This window comes from Salinicoccus sp. RF5, from assembly GCF_020786625.1.
GTDB lineage: Bacteria > Bacillota > Bacilli > Staphylococcales > Salinicoccaceae > Salinicoccus.
The window spans coordinates 592,295-609,285 of record NZ_JAJGRC010000001.1 but is presented as its reverse complement, the minus strand read 5'-3'; the positions used below and the strand labels follow the sequence as shown (position 1 = coordinate 609,285).

Below are 16,991 nucleotides of genomic sequence, written 5' to 3'. Positions count from 1 at the left end.
TATATTCGCTTTTTGGTGTTGATTATGCTATAATATATTACGAAGCGAATTAATGGAGGGTAATTATGGACGAAAGACAAAAAGCGATAGATACAGTGATAAAGAACATGGAGAAGTCATTCGGAAAAGGCGCAGTCATGAAGCTTGGCGACGACGCTGGACGGAAGGTGTCGACAGTTTCCTCGGGGTCCATCACCCTGGATAAGGCGCTTGGTGTAGGCGGATATCCGAAAGGCCGCATAATAGAAATCTACGGTCCGGAATCTTCAGGTAAGACGACCGTGGCACTGCATGCGATTGCGGAAGCACAGAGGAACGGTGGCATTGCAGCCTTCATCGATGCAGAGCATGCCCTGGATCCCGACTATGCGAAGAACCTTGGCGTGGATATAGAGAACCTGTACCTTTCCCAGCCGGATACGGGTGAACAGGCACTGGAAATCACCGAGGCATTCGTGAGAAGCGGCGCAGTGGATATTGTGGTCGTCGACTCGGTGGCGGCCCTGACGCCGAAGGCGGAAATCGAAGGGGAGATGGGCGACGCCCACGTCGGCCTCCAGGCCAGACTCATGTCTCAGGCGCTGAGGAAGCTCTCAGGTGCGATTTCAAAAAGCAATACGACAGCGATGTTCATCAACCAGATCCGTGAGAAGGTCGGCGTCATGTTCGGGAACCCGGAAACGACTTCCGGCGGGCGTGCACTGAAGTTCTACAGCTCCGTGCGTCTTGAAGTCAGACGTGCCGAACAGTTGAAGCTCGGCCAGGAGATCGTCGGCAACCGTACGAAGATCAAGGTCGTCAAGAACAAGGTGGCACCACCATTCCGTGTTGCGGAAGTGGATATCATGTACGGTAAGGGCATTTCCAAGACCGGAGAGATGGTCGACCTTGGTGTGGAGTACGACATCGTCGAGAAGAGCGGTGCCTGGTACTCCTATGAAGGCGAACGTCTGGGACAGGGCAAGGAGAATGTAAAAGAGCATCTTGCCAACAACCCGGCGCTGCTTGAGGAAATTGAGGGCAAACTGCGTACTGCACTCGGTTTCGGCGGAGAGCAGAAGGAAGAAGATGTCAAAGACGAATCAGCGTCGGATCAGCTGTTCGACGAGGATGAAATCTAACAGGATAGCATGAATACCTTTCAAGCACCAGAATGCCTTTATTGGATTCTGGTGCTTGCATATTTATGTGATTATCTTTAGAATTGGGTGTATATAATATTGAATTCGAATGATATTATATAAAACAATAGCTAGAGCCTGTTAGGGAGGTGTTTATTGTGGACATGATAGACATTTTCTTAATCTTGCTTGGCATTATTCTAGGTGTTGTTATCGGATATTTTATCGTCAGAAACACTTTGACTAAACGGCAGCAAGAGGCGCGGACTTCTGCAGAGCATATCATCAATGAAGCGAAGAAGCAGGGGGAGAGCCTCAAGAAGGAAAAGCTGCTCGAGGCAAAAGAGGAAAATCAAAATCTCAAGGATACATTCCAACGTGAATCCAATGAGAAAAGAGATGAACTCAAGGCACAGGAATCCAGATTGCTGAACAGGGAACAAGTTCTTGATAGAAAGAGCGAAGTCCTTGATAAGAAAGATGAAGCGCTGGATCAGAAGGAAGCCAAAATTGAAGAAAAACAGCAAATGGTTGATGCCGAGGATCAGAAGATTAAAGAAATTATCAGTCGGCAAGAAGAAGAACTCAATCGCATCTCCGGACTTACGCGCGAAGAGGCGCGGGAGGAAATTTTCGCTGAAGTAGAGCGGGAACTGTCACACGATATGGCTGTAATGGTCAAAGAGAAAGAGAATCAGATGAAGTTGGAAGTGGACAAGAAAGCTAAAGAACTGCTTGCTGTTACTGCACAACGCTATGCAGCGGAATATACAAGTGAATCCACAGTATCAGTCGTCACATTGCCGAACGATGAGATGAAAGGGCGCATCATCGGCAGGGAGGGGCGGAACATCCGCACCCTTGAAACCCTGACCGGAATAGACCTGATCATCGATGATACACCTGAAGCGGTCATCCTTTCCGGTTTCGACCCGATCCGCCGATCCATCGCCAAGAATGCGCTTGAAGCGCTCGTACAGGATGGAAGGATCCATCCGGGACGCATAGAAGAGATGGTCGACAAGGCGAAGCGCAACATGGAAACGAATATCCGTGATGCAGGGGAAGCAGCTGCGTTTGAACTTGATATCCACAACTTGCATCCTGAACTCATCAAACATCTTGGTAAAATGAAATATCGACTCAGCTATGGACAGAATGTGCTGAAGCACTCCGTCGAAGTGGGCTACCTTGCAGGCATGCTTGCAAGTGAGCTCGGTGAGGATGTCCAGCTGGCAAGGCGTGCAGGCCTCCTGCACGACATCGGAAAGGCGATCGACCATGAGGTCGACGGCAGCCATGTCGAAATCGGGGTTGAACTCGCAAAGCGCTATAAGGAACATGAAACGGTGGTCAACGCCATCCATTCCCATCACGGTGATGTTGAACCGACAAGTATCATTTCGATACTCGTTGCAGCAGCCGACGCGCTGAGTGCAGCACGGCCGGGCGCACGCAGGGAGACGCTTGAAAACTATGTGAAACGTCTCGAGCGCCTTGAATCGATCGCCGAAGGATATGATGGCGTCGAGAAGACATTCGCCATCCAGGCAGGCCGGGAAATACGCGTGATGGTCAAGCCGGATGAACTGGATGACCTGAAGGCGCACCGTCTGGCACGGGACATCAAGAAGCAGATCGAAGAGGAACTTCAGTACCCTGGCCATATCAAAGTGACAGTCGTCCGAGAAATGCGGGCAGTGGAATATGCCAAATAGAAAAACCAGCAGGTAGCCCTGCTGGTTTTTCTCATTTTATATGCTAGAGGTTGAGGTCGATGTCACGTATGTTCTTGAAGGCTTCGCTCGTCTCCTGGGCGCTGTTGGAAAACCGCTCGTATTTCTCGGCGAGCTTGTAGGCGCTCAGGTAGAGTTCGAGGCTGTCCTTCGCCTTGTCTTCGGCGGATTCGCTCGTTGAAGGATTGGCCAAGAGGGTCAGCTTCGCAAATTCTTTGGGATCAATGGATAATGTCACATTATTCACTCCTAGATATTTTATAGATTATAGATTCCCCAAAACATGTATAATAAACATCAAATTGAAAATCAAAGGATGAGAATGAATGCGCATTTTATTTATCGGAGATATCGTTGGAAAGATCGGCAGGCGGATGCTGAAGGAGCATCTGCTTGAATTGAAGCGCCAGCACGGGGCACAGGTGGCGATCGTCAATGGAGAGAATGCCGCCCATGGCAAGGGCATCACCGAGAAGATCTACAAGGAGCTGCTGACTGCGGGGGCGGATTTCATCACGCTCGGCAATCATGCATTCGCAAAGCGTGATGTGTATGAATTCCTTGATGAGGACATACGCATGATCCGTCCTGCAAACTTCCCGGAAGGCGCTCCGGGCCGTGGCCATGGTGTTGTGAATGTCAACGGGGTGAAACTGCTGATCATGAATCTGCAGGGCCGCAGCTTCATGAATGCCATCGATTGTCCGTTCAGAAAGGCGGACGGTATTCTTGAAGAAGTGGAAGCCGATGAGATATTCGTCGATTTCCACAGTGAGACGACAAGCGAGAGCCTGGCGATGGGACATTACCTCGACGGACGGGTCGACGCCGTCGTAGGCACCCATACACATGTCCAGACGAATGATGAGCAGGTCCTGCCGGAAGGGACGAAGTATATAACCGATGTGGGCATGACTGGCTTCAGGGATGGCATACTCGGCATCCGCAAGGAGGAGGTCATCGAACGGTTCCTCCATCAGATGCCCGTAAGGCACAACGTACCCGAGGAGGGGCCGGGTATACTTTCCGGAGTGATCATCGACACGAAGACCAATAAGATAGATACGATCCGCATCAGGGAATAGCGGTCATCCAATAGGCTGATTTTCGCTGAATACGTAGGATGAACATCGAAAATTGCCCCGAATTTTGGTATATTAGATAAGGATAAGGAGGCAATGTGTATGAATGAACAATTGTCATGGAAAGTCGGCGGCCAACAGGGTGAAGGCATTGAATCGACTGGAGAGATCTTTTCGACGACGCTGAACCGCATGGGTTATCACCTCTACAGCTATCGGCATTTCTCGAGCCGCATCAAGGGTGGCCATACCAACAATAATGTAAGGATTTCAACTAAAGAAGTCAGGGCGGTCAGCGACAACATCAATATTCTCGTCGCGTTCGACCAGCAGACGATAGATCTCAACAGCCATGAGCTTGTTGAGGGGGGCATCATTCTTGCCGACAGCAAATTCAATCCCGAGAAGGATGAGGATCTGGATGTACAGCTGATATCCATCCCATTCACCGCTACGGCGAAGGAACTCGGCAGCCAGCTCATGAAGAATATGGTGGCGATCGGTGCAAGTGCCAGGCTGATGAATCTGGAACTTCAACCGTTCAAGGATATGATCTATACCATGTTCATCAAAAAGGGCCAGGAGATCGTCGATTCCAACCACGAGGCGCTGATCCAGGGCTATCAGCTGATGGATGATGAAATGGACACGCTCAGGGGAGATTTCGAAATGCTTCCTTCCGATAGCGACCCGCGCCTCTTCCTGATCGGCAATGACGCCATCAGCTTCGGTGCACTGAACGCAGGCGTACGGTTCATGGCGGCATACCCGATCACACCGGCGAGTGAAATCATGGAATACATGATCTCGCATCTGCCGAAGGTTGGCGGTACGGTCATCCAGACTGAGGACGAGATCGCTGCGGTGACGATGGCGATCGGTTCGAACTACGCCGGTGCCAGAAGCTTCACTTCTTCAGCCGGACCGGGCCTGTCGCTCATGATGGAATCGATCGGGCTCTCAGGAATGACGGAAACACCGCTCGTCATCGTCGATACGATGCGGGGTGGCCCATCGACCGGACTGCCGACCAAGCAGGAGCAGTCCGACCTGATGCAGATGATCTACGGTACACACGGTGACATCCCGAAAATCGTCCTTGCCCCGTCGGATGTGGAGGATGCATTCTATACGACGATAGAGGCGTTCAACCTGGCGGAATACTACCAGGTGCCGGTCATACTGCTGTCTGACCTGCAGATGTCCCTCGGCAAGCAGTCCTCTGCACCATTCGACATGTCCCGCGTGGAGATCAACCGCGGCAAGACGATCACCGAAGACATCGAGGGGCAGGAGGATGACTACTTCGAGCGCTACAGCGACGAAGAGGACGGCATATCACCACGGCCGATCCCGGGCACCAAGGGCGGCATCCACCATGTCACAGGCGTGGAGCACAGCACGGTCGGCACCCCGAACGAAGGGCCCGAGAACCGTCAGCTGCAGATGGATAAGCGCATGAGGAAGCTGAAGGACTTTACTATGGACGAACCATTCAAAGCCAGGGGCGGTGTGGACAGCGAACTGCTCATCCTGAGTTTCCTGAGCGTCAATGGTGTCGCTAATGAGGCGGCTGAACGCATCGATGCGGACATTACGACCATCAACCTCAAGCAGATCCACCCATTCCCGATAGATGCACTGAGGCCATATCTGGACGGTGCGAAGGAAATACTCGTGATCGAGCAGAACTACAGCGCACAGCTACAGAGCGTACTCAAGATGAACTATCATGGACACGACAGAATCCGTTCCCATGTCAAATACGATGGCACGCCTTTCAAACCCAATGAAATTGAAGCGCATATCAATTCAATTCTTAAAATAAAGGAAGTTATGTAATGGCGACATTCAAGGATTTCAGAAACAATATCAAACCGAACTGGTGTCCCGGCTGTGGAGACTTCAGTGTCCAGGCAGCCATACAGAAAGCATGTGCGGCAAATGGACTGGAGCCGGATGAGCTCGCAGTCATCACCGGCATCGGCTGTAGCGGCCGTCTGAGCGGCTACATCAAATCATACGGCTTCCACGCCACGCACGGACGCAGTCTTCCTGTAGCCCAAGGGGTCAAGATGGCGAATGATGATCTGACCGTCATCGCCTCCGGCGGCGACGGCGACGGCTTCGCAATCGGCATGGGGCATACCGTCCATGCACTGAAGCGGAACATCGACATCACCTACATCGTCATGGACAACCAGGTGTACGGCCTGACGAAAGGGCAGACCTCCCCGTCATCCGATAAGGGCTTCGTCACGAAGACGACGCCTGACGGTTCCAAGGAGACGCCGATCCAGCCGATCAAGACGGCCATGGCGAGTGGAGCGACATTCATCGCCCAGAGCGTCAGTTCAGACATCAAGCAGCTGACCGCCATCATCCAGCAGGCGATGGACCACAAGGGCTTCAGCTTCATCAATGTATTCAGTCCGTGTGTCACGTACAATAAGGTGAATACGTACGACTGGTTCAAGGAGAACCTCATACCAGTCGAGGACATTGCCGACTATGACCATACCGATGCACAATCGGCGATGCAGAACATCATGGCGCATGAAGGGATGCTGAAAGGCATCATCTACCATGACGAGGAAGCGAAATCCTATCAGGAGAACATCGACGGCTACCTCGACCAGCCACTGGTCAAGAAGGAAATGACGATCGAAAACGATACATTCGATGAACTGATGGCCGAATTCAGATAGAATGCGGTACGATACACCTGAAGTAAAGAAGCTTCAGGTGTATTTTTTATTTTGCCTGTAAAAAAAGACAGAATTATGTCATAATTGACTTAATACTTCGGTAACCGAAAGAAATGGGTGGAAAGAATTGCTGACAGTCTATAAATACGCTCTGAAATATAAATGGTTCATCGCAGTGGCCCTGTTCTTCATGTTCATCGAACTTGGTGTGGAGCTGCTGCAGCCGTACCTCATCTCGAAGGTGATTGATGACGGCATCGTCGCCCAGGACATCGATACGGTATGGTTCTATTTGGCCGTCATGTTCGCCATCAGCATGGCCGCGTTCATCAGCGGTATCATCAATTCCTATTTTTCGAGCCATGTCGCCAACAGCTTCAGCTATGACTTGAGGACGGCACTGTTCAGGAAGGTCCAGTACTTTACACTGGCCACCCTGTCCAAGTTCCCAACATCCAGCCTGATCACCCGCATGACGCAGGATGTGCTGCAGACGGAGATGCTCCTCTACATGTCATTGCGCATCATACTCCGCGCCCCGCTGCTCGTAGTCGGGTCGCTCATCATGTCGTTCGTCGTCAACCCGACACTCGGGTTCTACCTGTCGTTCCTGACACCGCTGCTGCTGATCTTCCTCATCTTCACTGCCCGCAAGGGCGGGGAGGTCTTCCTGCGCGTGCAGAAGCGTCTGGATAAGATCAACCGCTTCATCCAGCAGAACCTGGAGGCTGTGAGGCTGATCAAGGCGAATGACCGGGAAAAGTTTGAAATCAGCAAGTTCAGTAAAGTGGCCGGCAGGCTCAGGGACGATACGATCTATGCACTCCGGCTGATGGAGTCCATCATGCCGGTCCTATTGCTCGTCATCAACGGTAGCCTGCTTATCGTCCTGTGGATGGCTTCCGACCTGCTGCAGAACAATACCGTCCAGGTCGGGGAAGTCGTCGCAGTCATCAACTATGCCCTGAGGATGCAGGGTGGATTCTCGATGTTTGCCTTCATCATCATCGCATTCAGCCGGTCCAAGGCTTCCAGTGAACGGATGGCGGAAGTCCTGAACACACCGGTCAGTGTGAATGACAACGATGAAATAAAGAAGGTGGATCGGGCGGGGACCGTGAGATTCGAGAATGTGTCCTTCAAATATCCAGGGTCTACACGCTATGTGCTTCGGGATATCACATTCGACATCAAAGAGAATGAAAAATTCGTCATCATGGGTGGTACGGGCTCCGGCAAGAGCACACTGCTCGGCCTCATACCGAAAATGTATGATGTAAAGGAAGGCGATGTCTATGTCAACGACATCAATGTGAAGGACTGGAACGAGGAAGACCTGCGGCAGACCATCGGATATGTGCCGCAGTCCGCAGTCCTCTTCTCCGGCAGCATTTTTGAAAATCTGTTGTGGGGGGACCTTGAAGCCGGCGAATCCGAAATCTTCACCTCGACTCAGAAGGCTCAGATCCACCGCTCGATAGAATCGTTCGACCACCGCTACGATACGCGCGTCGGACAGCGGGGCGTCACACTTTCCGGCGGACAGAAGCAGCGCCTGTCGATCGCACGCGCCCTTGTCAGGAAACCGGGCATCCTCATCCTCGATGACAGCACTTCCGCACTCGACATACGTACGGAATCGGCACTATGGGAGTCCATCAAGGATGAGAATACGACACGCGTCATCGTCACGCAGAAGGTCATTACAGCAAGGATGGCCGACCGCATCCTGCTCCTCGACAATGGGGAGATCAGTGCGCTCGGAAGCCACGAAGAGCTGATGGAACAATCCGAACTCTACCGTTCCATCGTCGAATCCCAAATGGAAGGGGGTCAATTGGATGATTGATTTCATCAGAAGGCCATTCGGGCATGAACCGGTCCTCAAAAAGGAGGAGATCGGCCGAAAGAAAAAGAAGGAGGACCAGCGGGCGAACGACATCATCGGCACCTTGAAGCGGATGTGGCAGTTCATCTCGGAGGAGCGGGCGCTTCTGTACGGCATCATCTTCCTCGTGACACTGACCAGCCTGCTGAGCATCACAGGCCCCTTCCTCGTCGGGTATATCGTGGACAACTACTTCATACCCGGGGAGATGGACGGACTGTCCACCATACTGCTCTTCCTGCTCGTCGTCTATATCCTGCTGTCATCGACGCAGTATACCGCAGCCTTCTTCATGGTGGGGCTGTCCCAGCGGACGGTCTATAAGCTGCGGAGCCGGCTGTTTTCACACATGCAGAAGCTGCCGGTATCATTCTACGACAAGCGGCAGCACGGCGAGCTGATGAGCCGCATGACCAATGACATCGAAACGATTTCACAGACGCTCAATACATCATTCATCCAGTTCACGACAAGCATCGTCACCCTGATCGGTACGATCAGCGTCATGCTTTATCTGAGTCCACTGCTCACACTCCTCACCGTGCTGATCATCCCGGTGCTGATATTCGCTGTCGGCTTCATCACCAGGCGCACCGGACCGCTCTACAAAAAGCGTCAGCGGGCGACCGGTGAACTGAATGGATATATCGAAGAGATGGTATCCGGGCAGGAGATCGTCAAGGTCTTCTCGCAGGAGGAGACGGCGATCCGCAACTTCAATGAAAAGGCGGGAAATCTCAGGGACATCACCTTCTGGGCATTCCTGTACGCCGGCTTCATCCCGAAAGTGATGAACATGCTGAACAATGTCAGCTTCACGATTGTGGCCGGTGCCGGCGGTCTGCTCGTCTTCTATACGGACGGTATCGTCACGATCGGTACCATCGTCGTGTTTGCAGAATATGCACGTCAGTTCACCCGGCCGCTCGCCGATCTTTCCAACCAGTTCAACCAGGTGCTTTCGGCCATCGCCGGAGCGGAGCGCGTATTCGGCATCATCGATTCCGAGCCGGAGAAGGATGAAGGGAAGATCACCGGCAGGACCATAGCGGGTGAGATCGAATTCGATGATGTCTCATTCTCCTATGACCCGACGCAGAAGACCCCGACCATCAGAAACTTGAGCTTCAGGATCGATGCGGGCGAATCGGTCGCCCTGATCGGTGCGACCGGTGCCGGCAAGACGACCGTCATGCAGCTGCTGGCCAGGTTCTATGAAACGGATTCCGGGGAGGTCCGGATCGATGGGGAGAACATCCTCGACTACAGCCGTTCGACCGTCCGTTCGCAGACGGCGTTCGTCCTGCAGGATCCCTACCTGTTCGAATCGACGATCCGCGAGAACATCCGCTACGGCAAACTTGATGCGACGGATGAGGAAGTGGTCGAGGCGGCGAAGCTTGCCAACGCCCACGACTTCATCGTTGCACTGGAAGAGGGCTATGACACGGTTCTGGAAGCCGACGAAGGCTTCATCTCCCAGGGGCAGAAGCAGCTGATATCAATCGCCCGCGCCCTGATCACGGATCCGGCGATACTGCTCCTGGACGAGGCGACGAGCAGCATCGATACGGTGACGGAGCTTAAGATTCAGGAGGCGCTCGAGCGGCTGATGAAGGACCGGACAAGCATCATCATCGCCCATAGGCTGAATACGATAAAGGCCGTGGATCGCATCTTCGTCATGGAGCTCGGTGAACTGGTCGAAAGCGGTTCTGAAGAGGAACTCGTCAGACAGCGCGGCCGCTATTATCAGATGGTCGACGACAATAAATGACTTCACAAAATTCAGAAAGTGTACTATGATGGAGCCAACCGAATAAATAACCACCACTAGGGGTGTCCGCAAGGACTGAGAATTACCCTTATCACCTGATCTAGATCATACTAGCGTAGGGAAGTGGCATATTTTACATATAATATGCACACCACTCCGCTAGTGGTGTGTTTTTAGTTTGGAATATATTATATGGAGGCTTTTATAATGGTAAAAAGAAAAGGGCTGACCTTGACCGATGTGCTGATCACGGTCGTCATCGCCCTCGTATTCTCGTTCGTCTATTCGATATGGGGCGGCGTCTATACGGCGCTTGAACCGCTTGGATTGCATCTGAACCAGCTGCTTTACGGCATGTGGTTCATCGCAGCAGTGGTCGCCTATCTCGTCATAAGGAAGCCCGGCGTGGCGCTGATTGCGGAATTTGCTGCGGCATCCGGAGAAACGATCGTCATGCTGCAGTTCGATGTCATGCTGATCGTATATGGGCTCATCCAGGGCCTTGCATGCGAAATCATATTCGCCCTCGTGAAATACAAAAGCACATCCCTTATGGTGGCGGTCACAGCCGGCATTTCGGCTGCACTTGCGACATTCCCGCTCGACTGGTACTACGGCTACCTCGGCCAGCTTGAGACATGGAATCTGCTGCTGATGTTCGGCTTCCGAGTGCTGAGTGGTGCACTCATCGCCGGCTGGCTCGCGCACCTGTTGTATCGTGCACTGAAGGAGACAGGTGTACTGAAACTCGTCGGCAATAAACATGCTGCTGAAGAAGGACTTTGACCATGTGCATCGAAGTGGAAAAGCTGCGTCTGAAGTTTCCGGAATCGGAGTCACCCCTCTTCACCGGCCTCGACCTGAAGATAGGTAAAGGTGAGAAGGTGCTCATCGTGGGGCCGAGCGGCTCCGGCAAGAGCACGTTGCTCAATGTGCTCGGAGGGCTCATACCGGATACGATCACGATACCGATGAAGGCCGATAGACTTGAACTGCCCGAATCCAGTGCGTACGCCTTCCAGGACCCGGATTCCCAGTTCACGATGCCGACGGTTGCTGAGGAACTCGCCTTTGTACTCGAGAACAGACAGGTGGCAAAGGAAGAGATGAAGCCCCTGTTCATGGAGGCGCTCGACATGGTCGGACTTGATGTGGCGCCTGAGCGTGCCATACAGACACTCTCCGGAGGAATGAAGCAGAAGCTCGCCATCGCCTCGGCACTGCTCCAGCAGGCGGACACATTGTTCCTCGATGAGCCGACAAGCATGTTGGACGGCATATCGGCGTGCCATCTCTGGGACACCGTCAGGGCGATGTGGGATGAGCTGACGGTCGTCATCATCGAACATCGTGTCGAAGCACTATGGCACAGGGTCGACCGGGTGATACTGATGGATGACACGGGCGGAATCGCATGTTCTGCATCTCCTGCGGAGATGTTGGAGGTGCACCGCCGGCTGCTTGACCAATATGGCGTATGGCATCCACATTCTTGGGATGCGGCCCCGCGCCTCCCTAAAATTGCGCCTCAATCGAGTACATTGATGGAAGCAAAAAATCTCTCCATCAAGAGAGGAGGCAGGCACCTTCTGACGGTAGACATCCTGAGGATCGGAAAAGGCGAGTGGATCACACTTGAAGGGGATAATGGGTCGGGCAAGTCGAGCCTGCTGCTCGCGTTGATGAAGCTCATCCCTTCGGGAGGAAAGGTGCTTTTTGGAGGCGACCGGATCGGACGGACGCGCCATCTCCGCGGCAGGGTCTATCCGGTCTTCCAGAATCCGGAACTTCAGTTCATTACAAATCGTGTGTTCGATGAAGTATTCATCAATCTGGAGATGCACCATGATGACAGGACGGCACGCCGGGAAACCGGCGCGCTGCTTCAACGCTTCGGACTTTCGCATGTGGCGCATCTGCATCCGCTCGAAATATCCACCGGGCAGAAGCGTCGCCTGAGTGTTGCAACGGCAGCAGGCGGGGTACCGGAAGTCCTCATTTTCGATGAACCGACTTTCGGTCTGGATCAGCATCATGCCTTCAATCTGCTCATAATGATCCACGAACTGGTGAAGCGGGGGACGAGCGTCATCATGATCACCCACGATGCGGAGATCATGAAGCGTTATCCCTCGAGACGCCTCAAGATTGAAGCCGGACGACTTGTGGAAAGGGGGGATGGATATGCCTGAAGCGGTGAAGCGGTACAGCACATTCGCCGACCAGGTCAATCCCCTCGTCAAGATCCTTGTGGCCATCGCGCTGTTCCTGACCGTCATCCTCATCCATAACCCGAACCACCTTTTCCATCTGGCGGTCATTATGTTCATTCTGCTTTTCATATTGAGTGGTGTGAAGTACATCTATATTGCACTCCTGACGGGCGTCATCCTGTTTTTCGGCTTCATTTCAAGCCTGTATATGATTTTCTACGGCGAAGGGACGACGACGATCTTCCGGTTCGGCATCATCCATGTCACCGAAGAAAGTGCGGTACGCGGCATCCACATCATGATGCGCGGCATCACACTGTCCTTCTTCGGTGCACTCATCGTCTTCACCACGCGGATCACCGATGTCTTCTACAGCCTGATGCAGCAGGGGAGGCTGAAGCCGAAATATGCCTATTCGTTCATGGCTGCAGTCCGTATGGTCCCGATCATTGCCGGTGAATACATGGCACTCAGACGGGCGCGCAAAGTGAGGCGGGCGCTGATCCACCGCAAGTACATTACTGGACTGAAGGGCTTCATATCAGCGATTGTCACACTCCTCAGCCAGAGCATCAGACGTGCCTGGCGCCTTGGGGTCGCCATGGAATCGAAAGGATTTGACGACGGACCGAGGACCTACTACCACCGCACCACTTATTCCATCCATGACCTTCACTTCGTCCTGCTCATCGTATCCGGTGTCATCATCTCCGCTTTCCTTGGGGAGTGGTTCAGCCCATTTGACACTGTGGATGCGAGATGAAATCCGGGGGTCGAATAGTTTTGAAATATGGGAGAAAAACATATATACTGATAGGAGATTTCAACAGCCGCATCAGATTGCGGACGATGGATGAAAATATAGTGGATCATCCGGTGGATGGTTTTAAAATAGGGAAAAGGTGGCAGTACAATGTATACGAAAGATGATATTGTGAAAGAAGCGAAGGAACTCGGCAACATGATCGCCCAGACGGAACAGGTGGACTTCTTCAAGAAGGCCGAAGCCAAGATCCATGAAAACAAGGATGTCAGGGAAAAGATGGCAAGCCTGAAAAGTCTGCAGAAGCAGGCGGTCAACTTCCAGAACTACGGCAAGGAACGCGCCTATCAGATGACGGAAGAGAAAATAAAGAAAGTCGAGGCGGAACTCGACGAAATGCCGATCGTCAACCAGTTCAAGGAATCCCAGGGTCAGGTCAACGAACTGCTCCAGATGGTCTCCCATGCCATCAGCCAGACGGTGACGAATGACATCATCACGTCCACGGGCGGAGATCTGCTCCAGGGGGAAACCGGTGCGGCGATGAGGAACATGCCGAACCAAGAAGATAAATAAATATTTAATTTAAGGGCTGCGCATCCGTATAGGGATGCGTGGTCCTTTTTTTGAAGGAGGGGTATTGGAATGACCAGAAAAATGACCATCACTAGTGTGCTTGTTGCGCTTAACGTCGTGCTCAGCATGTTCATCATCATCCCCATAGGGCCCATCAGGGCAGCACCCGTACAGCATCTCATCAATGTCCTCTCGGTCGTATTTACAGGTCCTTGGGCCATCGTCCAGGCATTCCTGTCATCCACGATACGGATCATGATGGGAACGGGCTCCCCATTCGCCTATCCCGGCAGCATGCTCGGGGCGCTCCTCGCATTCATACTGTACAGGAGATTCAGAAAGCTTGGTTTCTCTGCCGTCGGAGAAGTGCTCGGGACGGGGATAATCGGGTCACTCGCAACGTTTCCGCTGATCATGATACTCGGCCTGGACAGGGATTTCTTCTGGGTGCTGGCACCGGCATTTCTCATCAGCACCGTGATCGGCTCGGTGGTCTCATGGCTTCTGCTCAGACAGCTGGATGAAAAAGGGGTCCTAAAGCAGTTCAACATTTGAAGGGGTGCATGATATAATGCAGATATATTTTAGTAATGGAAGTGTTTAGATGGCTACAGTAACACCGATGATGCAACAATATCTGAATATCAAGGAGGAGCACCCTGGCGTGCTGCTCTTCTATAGACTGGGTGATTTCTACGAGCTGTTCTACGATGATGCGATTACAGCGAGCAAGGTGCTTGAAATCACCCTGACATCACGGGACAAGAAGAAGGATCCCATCCCGATGTGCGGCGTGCCGTACCATTCTGCAAAGGGCTATATCGAGCGGCTGATCGACCAGGGATACAAGGTTGCCATCTGCGAACAGATGGAGGACCCGAAAAAGACGAAAGGCATGGTGAAGCGGGAAGTGGTGCGCATCATCACGCCGGGTACACTGATCGATGACTTCGGCATGGATGACGGCAGGAGCAACTACATTCTTGCACTGGATGAAGAATCCGGACTTTTCACCGCCGCCTATTCGGATATTTCGACCGGCGAGATATTTGCATTTTCGACCGGGGATCTTGGTGTGCTAAAGAGTGAAATCGACCGCATCCGGCCAAGGGAGATCGTGGTCGAGGAGGGCATCGAGGGCCTGCTGTCCGAGCTTTATGCCGACCCGCCGGTGAATACACCGTTTTCGAATGAGGTGCATTTCCCGCTCGAATACGGAACGGATATCACGGAAGGGGAACGGGAGACGCTCGATCTGCTCGTGGCCTATATCCGCGCCCACAACATGAAGGACCTGAAGCATTTCAGGACCGTGGAGAAGCACCGCATCAAGGAGACGATGCAGCTGAACTATGCGGCACTTTCCAATCTGGAGCTCCTTGAGAGCCTGCAGACGAAAAAGACGAAGGGCTCCCTGTTCTGGTACCTCAACCGGACGGAGACCCCGATGGGCAAGCGCAAACTGAGGAAATGGATCGAGCGCCCGCTGCTCCGCCGGAAGGCAATAGAAGAGCGGCATGAGGCCGTGACGGTCCTCCTCGACCACTTCATCGAGCGTGAGGACATGCGCAGCCTGCTCAACAATGTATATGATATCGAGCGGCTCGTCGGCCGGCTGAGTTTCGGCAACATCGATGCAAAGGACTTTGTACAGCTGAGGGATTCCCTCCAGGGGCTCCCAGCCATCGCGGAAATGCTCGAACGGATCGGACTGCTTGGTACGCCGCTGTTCCGGTCCTTCGACATTCTCGATGATGTCCACAGTCTGCTTGCGGATAGCCTCAATGATTCGCCGCCGAAGACCATCCGCGAGGGCGGCATCTTCAGGGAGGGCTACAGCAGCAGGCTCGATGAATACCGGTACATCTCAAACAACGGTAGGGTGTGGCTCAATGACTACATCGAACGCGAAAGGGAGCGTACCGGCATCAAGAACCTGAAGGTTGGATTCAACAAGGTGTTCGGATACTACATTGAAATCTCCAAAGGCAATGCGGTGAATTTCGATGCCGAAAAGTTCGATTACCAGCGCAAGCAGACGCTGACGAATGCAGAACGCTTCATCACACCGGAACTCAAGGAGATGGAGTCGAAACTGCTCAGTGCACAGGATGAGAGTGTCATACTCGAGTACGAGCTGTTCGTAGCGCTCCGTGAACATATGGAGCAGTTCATCCCACGGCTGCAGACGACGGCGGACATCATCAGCACATTGGACTGCCTCGTATCGTTTGCGACGGTGGCAAATGAATATCGTCTTGTGCGCCCTGAGTTCAGCGAAGGCGAACTGTCGATTACTGAAGGGCGCCACCCCGTGGTGGAGAAGGTGATCGGCGAGAGCACCTATGTACCGAACTCCCTCAGCATGGACCAGGATACATTCATCTATCTGATTACAGGACCGAACATGTCCGGCAAGAGTACCTATATGCGGCAGGTTGCCATCATCAGCATCATGGCTCAGATGGGCATGTATGTTCCGGCGGAAGCGGCAGTGCTGCCGATATTCGACCAGATATTCACCCGCATCGGTGCGAGTGATGACCTGGCCAGCGGGAAATCGACCTTCATGATCGAAATGATGGAGGCGAATGACGCCCTCCAGAATGCGACGGAGGACAGCCTCCTCATCTTCGATGAAATCGGGCGGGGCACTTCGACCTATGACGGCATGTCCCTGGCCCAGGCGATGCTTGAATACATCCACCATCATATCGGGGCGAAGACGCTGTTCTCCACCCACTACCATGAAATGACCCGGCTCAGCACAGAGCTTGACCATCTGAAGAATGTGCATGTGAAGGCGACGGAGTACGACGGCAAACTGATTTTCCTGCACAAAGTGAAGCCGGGACCGGTGGAGCGGAGCTACGGAATCCATGTGGCGAAGCTTGCCGAACTGCCGGATGAAGTCACAAGCCGGGCGAATGCCCTCCTGAAGACATTCGAACAGGACGGACGGGTGATGGGCAACGAACAGCTTTCACTTCCCCTTGATGACACGGAGGCATTTGAAGCGCATCCGGTCATCAATCAGCTGAAGTCGCTCGACATCAACCAGATGACGCCGCTTGATGCGATGATGAAGCTGCAGGAACTAAAAAACGAGCTTGAAGGCGAGTGATGA

Annotated in this window: 14 protein-coding genes and 1 riboswitch; of the genes, 13 read left to right on the top strand and 1 reads right to left on the bottom strand. The window is 53.0% G+C overall.

The window, feature by feature from the left end:
- The first annotated feature begins 65 nt into the window (after positions 1-65).
- Both recA and rny read left to right on the top strand, forming a co-directional pair.
- The gene (gene recA, locus LLU09_RS03305) at positions 66-1,121 is read left to right on the top strand and encodes a recombinase RecA (protein WP_040105610.1); all 1,056 of its coding nucleotides are present in this window, start codon (positions 66-68) and stop codon (positions 1,119-1,121) included.
- A gap of 164 nt (positions 1,122-1,285) precedes the next feature.
- The gene (gene rny / locus LLU09_RS03300) at positions 1,286-2,839 is read left to right on the top strand and encodes a ribonuclease Y (protein WP_207187086.1); all 1,554 of its coding nucleotides are present in this window, start codon (positions 1,286-1,288) and stop codon (positions 2,837-2,839) included.
- 43 nt (positions 2,840-2,882) lie between these two features.
- Here rny and LLU09_RS03295 read toward each other — a convergent pair whose 3' ends face one another.
- Positions 2,883-3,095: a hypothetical protein gene (locus LLU09_RS03295; protein WP_228310451.1), complete on the bottom strand. Its 213-nt coding sequence runs from the start codon at positions 3,093-3,095 to the stop codon at positions 2,883-2,885.
- An 88-nt stretch (positions 3,096-3,183) separates the two neighbouring features.
- Here LLU09_RS03295 and LLU09_RS03290 point away from each other — a divergent pair, with 88 nt between their 5' ends.
- The 11 genes from LLU09_RS03290 to mutS all read left to right on the top strand — a co-directional run bounded on the left by LLU09_RS03290 (position 3,184) and on the right by mutS (position 16,988).
- Positions 3,184-3,942: a TIGR00282 family metallophosphoesterase gene (locus LLU09_RS03290; protein ID WP_228310450.1), complete on the top strand. Its 759-nt coding sequence runs from the start codon at positions 3,184-3,186 to the stop codon at positions 3,940-3,942.
- Between the two features lie 99 nt (positions 3,943-4,041).
- Positions 4,042-5,781, top strand: coding sequence for a 2-oxoacid:acceptor oxidoreductase subunit alpha (locus tag LLU09_RS03285; RefSeq protein ID WP_228310449.1), 1,740 nt, complete (start codon positions 4,042-4,044; stop codon positions 5,779-5,781).
- Entirely contained in the window at positions 5,781-6,647 is an 867-nt protein-coding gene (locus tag LLU09_RS03280) for a 2-oxoacid:ferredoxin oxidoreductase subunit beta (RefSeq protein ID WP_040105605.1), read from the top strand. Before LLU09_RS03285 ends, LLU09_RS03280 begins: the two co-directional genes overlap by 1 nt.
- Positions 6,648-6,774: 127 nt before the next feature.
- Positions 6,775-8,496 (top strand): ABC transporter ATP-binding protein, encoded by a 1,722-nt coding sequence (locus tag LLU09_RS03275; RefSeq protein ID WP_228310448.1) that lies wholly within the window; start codon positions 6,775-6,777, stop codon positions 8,494-8,496.
- Positions 8,489-10,312, top strand: a complete 1,824-nt coding sequence (locus LLU09_RS03270) for an ABC transporter ATP-binding protein (RefSeq protein WP_228310447.1) — start codon at positions 8,489-8,491, stop codon at positions 10,310-10,312. The genes LLU09_RS03275 and LLU09_RS03270 overlap by 8 nt, the downstream gene beginning before the upstream one ends.
- A 48-nt stretch (positions 10,313-10,360) precedes the next feature.
- A riboswitch (TPP riboswitch) is annotated at positions 10,361-10,451 on the top strand.
- A 68-nt stretch (positions 10,452-10,519) separates the two neighbouring features.
- A complete protein-coding gene (locus LLU09_RS03265) occupies positions 10,520-11,098 on the top strand; it encodes an ECF transporter S component (RefSeq protein WP_228310446.1) in 579 nt (192 codons plus the stop codon).
- Positions 11,099-11,100: 2 nt separating this feature from the next.
- A complete protein-coding gene (locus LLU09_RS03260; protein ID WP_228310445.1) occupies positions 11,101-12,504 on the top strand; it encodes an ABC transporter ATP-binding protein in 1,404 nt (467 codons plus the stop codon).
- Positions 12,497-13,288 (top strand): energy-coupling factor transporter transmembrane component T family protein, encoded by a 792-nt coding sequence (locus LLU09_RS03255; RefSeq protein WP_228310444.1) that lies wholly within the window; start codon positions 12,497-12,499, stop codon positions 13,286-13,288. Before LLU09_RS03260 ends, LLU09_RS03255 begins: the two co-directional genes overlap by 8 nt.
- 150 nt (positions 13,289-13,438) lie before the next feature.
- Positions 13,439-13,864, top strand: coding sequence for a YlbF/YmcA family competence regulator (locus LLU09_RS03250; protein ID WP_040105599.1), 426 nt, complete (start codon positions 13,439-13,441; stop codon positions 13,862-13,864).
- 69 nt (positions 13,865-13,933) lie between these two features.
- Positions 13,934-14,419, top strand: coding sequence for an energy coupling factor transporter S component ThiW (gene thiW, locus LLU09_RS03245; RefSeq protein WP_228310443.1), 486 nt, complete (start codon positions 13,934-13,936; stop codon positions 14,417-14,419).
- A gap of 49 nt (positions 14,420-14,468) precedes the next feature.
- Positions 14,469-16,988, top strand: coding sequence for a DNA mismatch repair protein MutS (gene mutS / locus LLU09_RS03240; protein WP_228310442.1), 2,520 nt, complete (start codon positions 14,469-14,471; stop codon positions 16,986-16,988).
- Positions 16,989-16,991: the final 3 nt, after the last annotated feature.

Excerpts from the sequence above, each read along its gene's own strand:
- recA (WP_040105610.1), top strand. The coding sequence starts at position 66 with ATGGACGAAAGACAAAAAGCGATAGATACAGTGATAAAGAACATGGAG.
- rny (WP_207187086.1), top strand. The coding sequence starts at position 1,286 with ATGATAGACATTTTCTTAATCTTGCTTGGCATTATTCTAGGTGTTGTT.
- LLU09_RS03290 (WP_228310450.1), top strand. The coding sequence starts at position 3,184 with ATGCGCATTTTATTTATCGGAGATATCGTTGGAAAGATCGGCAGGCGG.
- LLU09_RS03285 (WP_228310449.1), top strand. The coding sequence starts at position 4,042 with ATGAATGAACAATTGTCATGGAAAGTCGGCGGCCAACAGGGTGAAGGC.
- LLU09_RS03280 (WP_040105605.1), top strand. The coding sequence starts at position 5,781 with ATGGCGACATTCAAGGATTTCAGAAACAATATCAAACCGAACTGGTGT.
- LLU09_RS03270 (WP_228310447.1), top strand. The coding sequence starts at position 8,489 with ATGATTGATTTCATCAGAAGGCCATTCGGGCATGAACCGGTCCTCAAA.
- LLU09_RS03265 (WP_228310446.1), top strand. The coding sequence starts at position 10,520 with ATGGTAAAAAGAAAAGGGCTGACCTTGACCGATGTGCTGATCACGGTC.
- LLU09_RS03260 (WP_228310445.1), top strand. The coding sequence starts at position 11,101 with ATGTGCATCGAAGTGGAAAAGCTGCGTCTGAAGTTTCCGGAATCGGAG.
- LLU09_RS03255 (WP_228310444.1), top strand. The coding sequence starts at position 12,497 with ATGCCTGAAGCGGTGAAGCGGTACAGCACATTCGCCGACCAGGTCAAT.
- LLU09_RS03250 (WP_040105599.1), top strand. The coding sequence starts at position 13,439 with ATGTATACGAAAGATGATATTGTGAAAGAAGCGAAGGAACTCGGCAAC.
- thiW (WP_228310443.1), top strand. The coding sequence starts at position 13,934 with ATGACCAGAAAAATGACCATCACTAGTGTGCTTGTTGCGCTTAACGTC.
- mutS (WP_228310442.1), top strand. The coding sequence starts at position 14,469 with ATGGCTACAGTAACACCGATGATGCAACAATATCTGAATATCAAGGAG.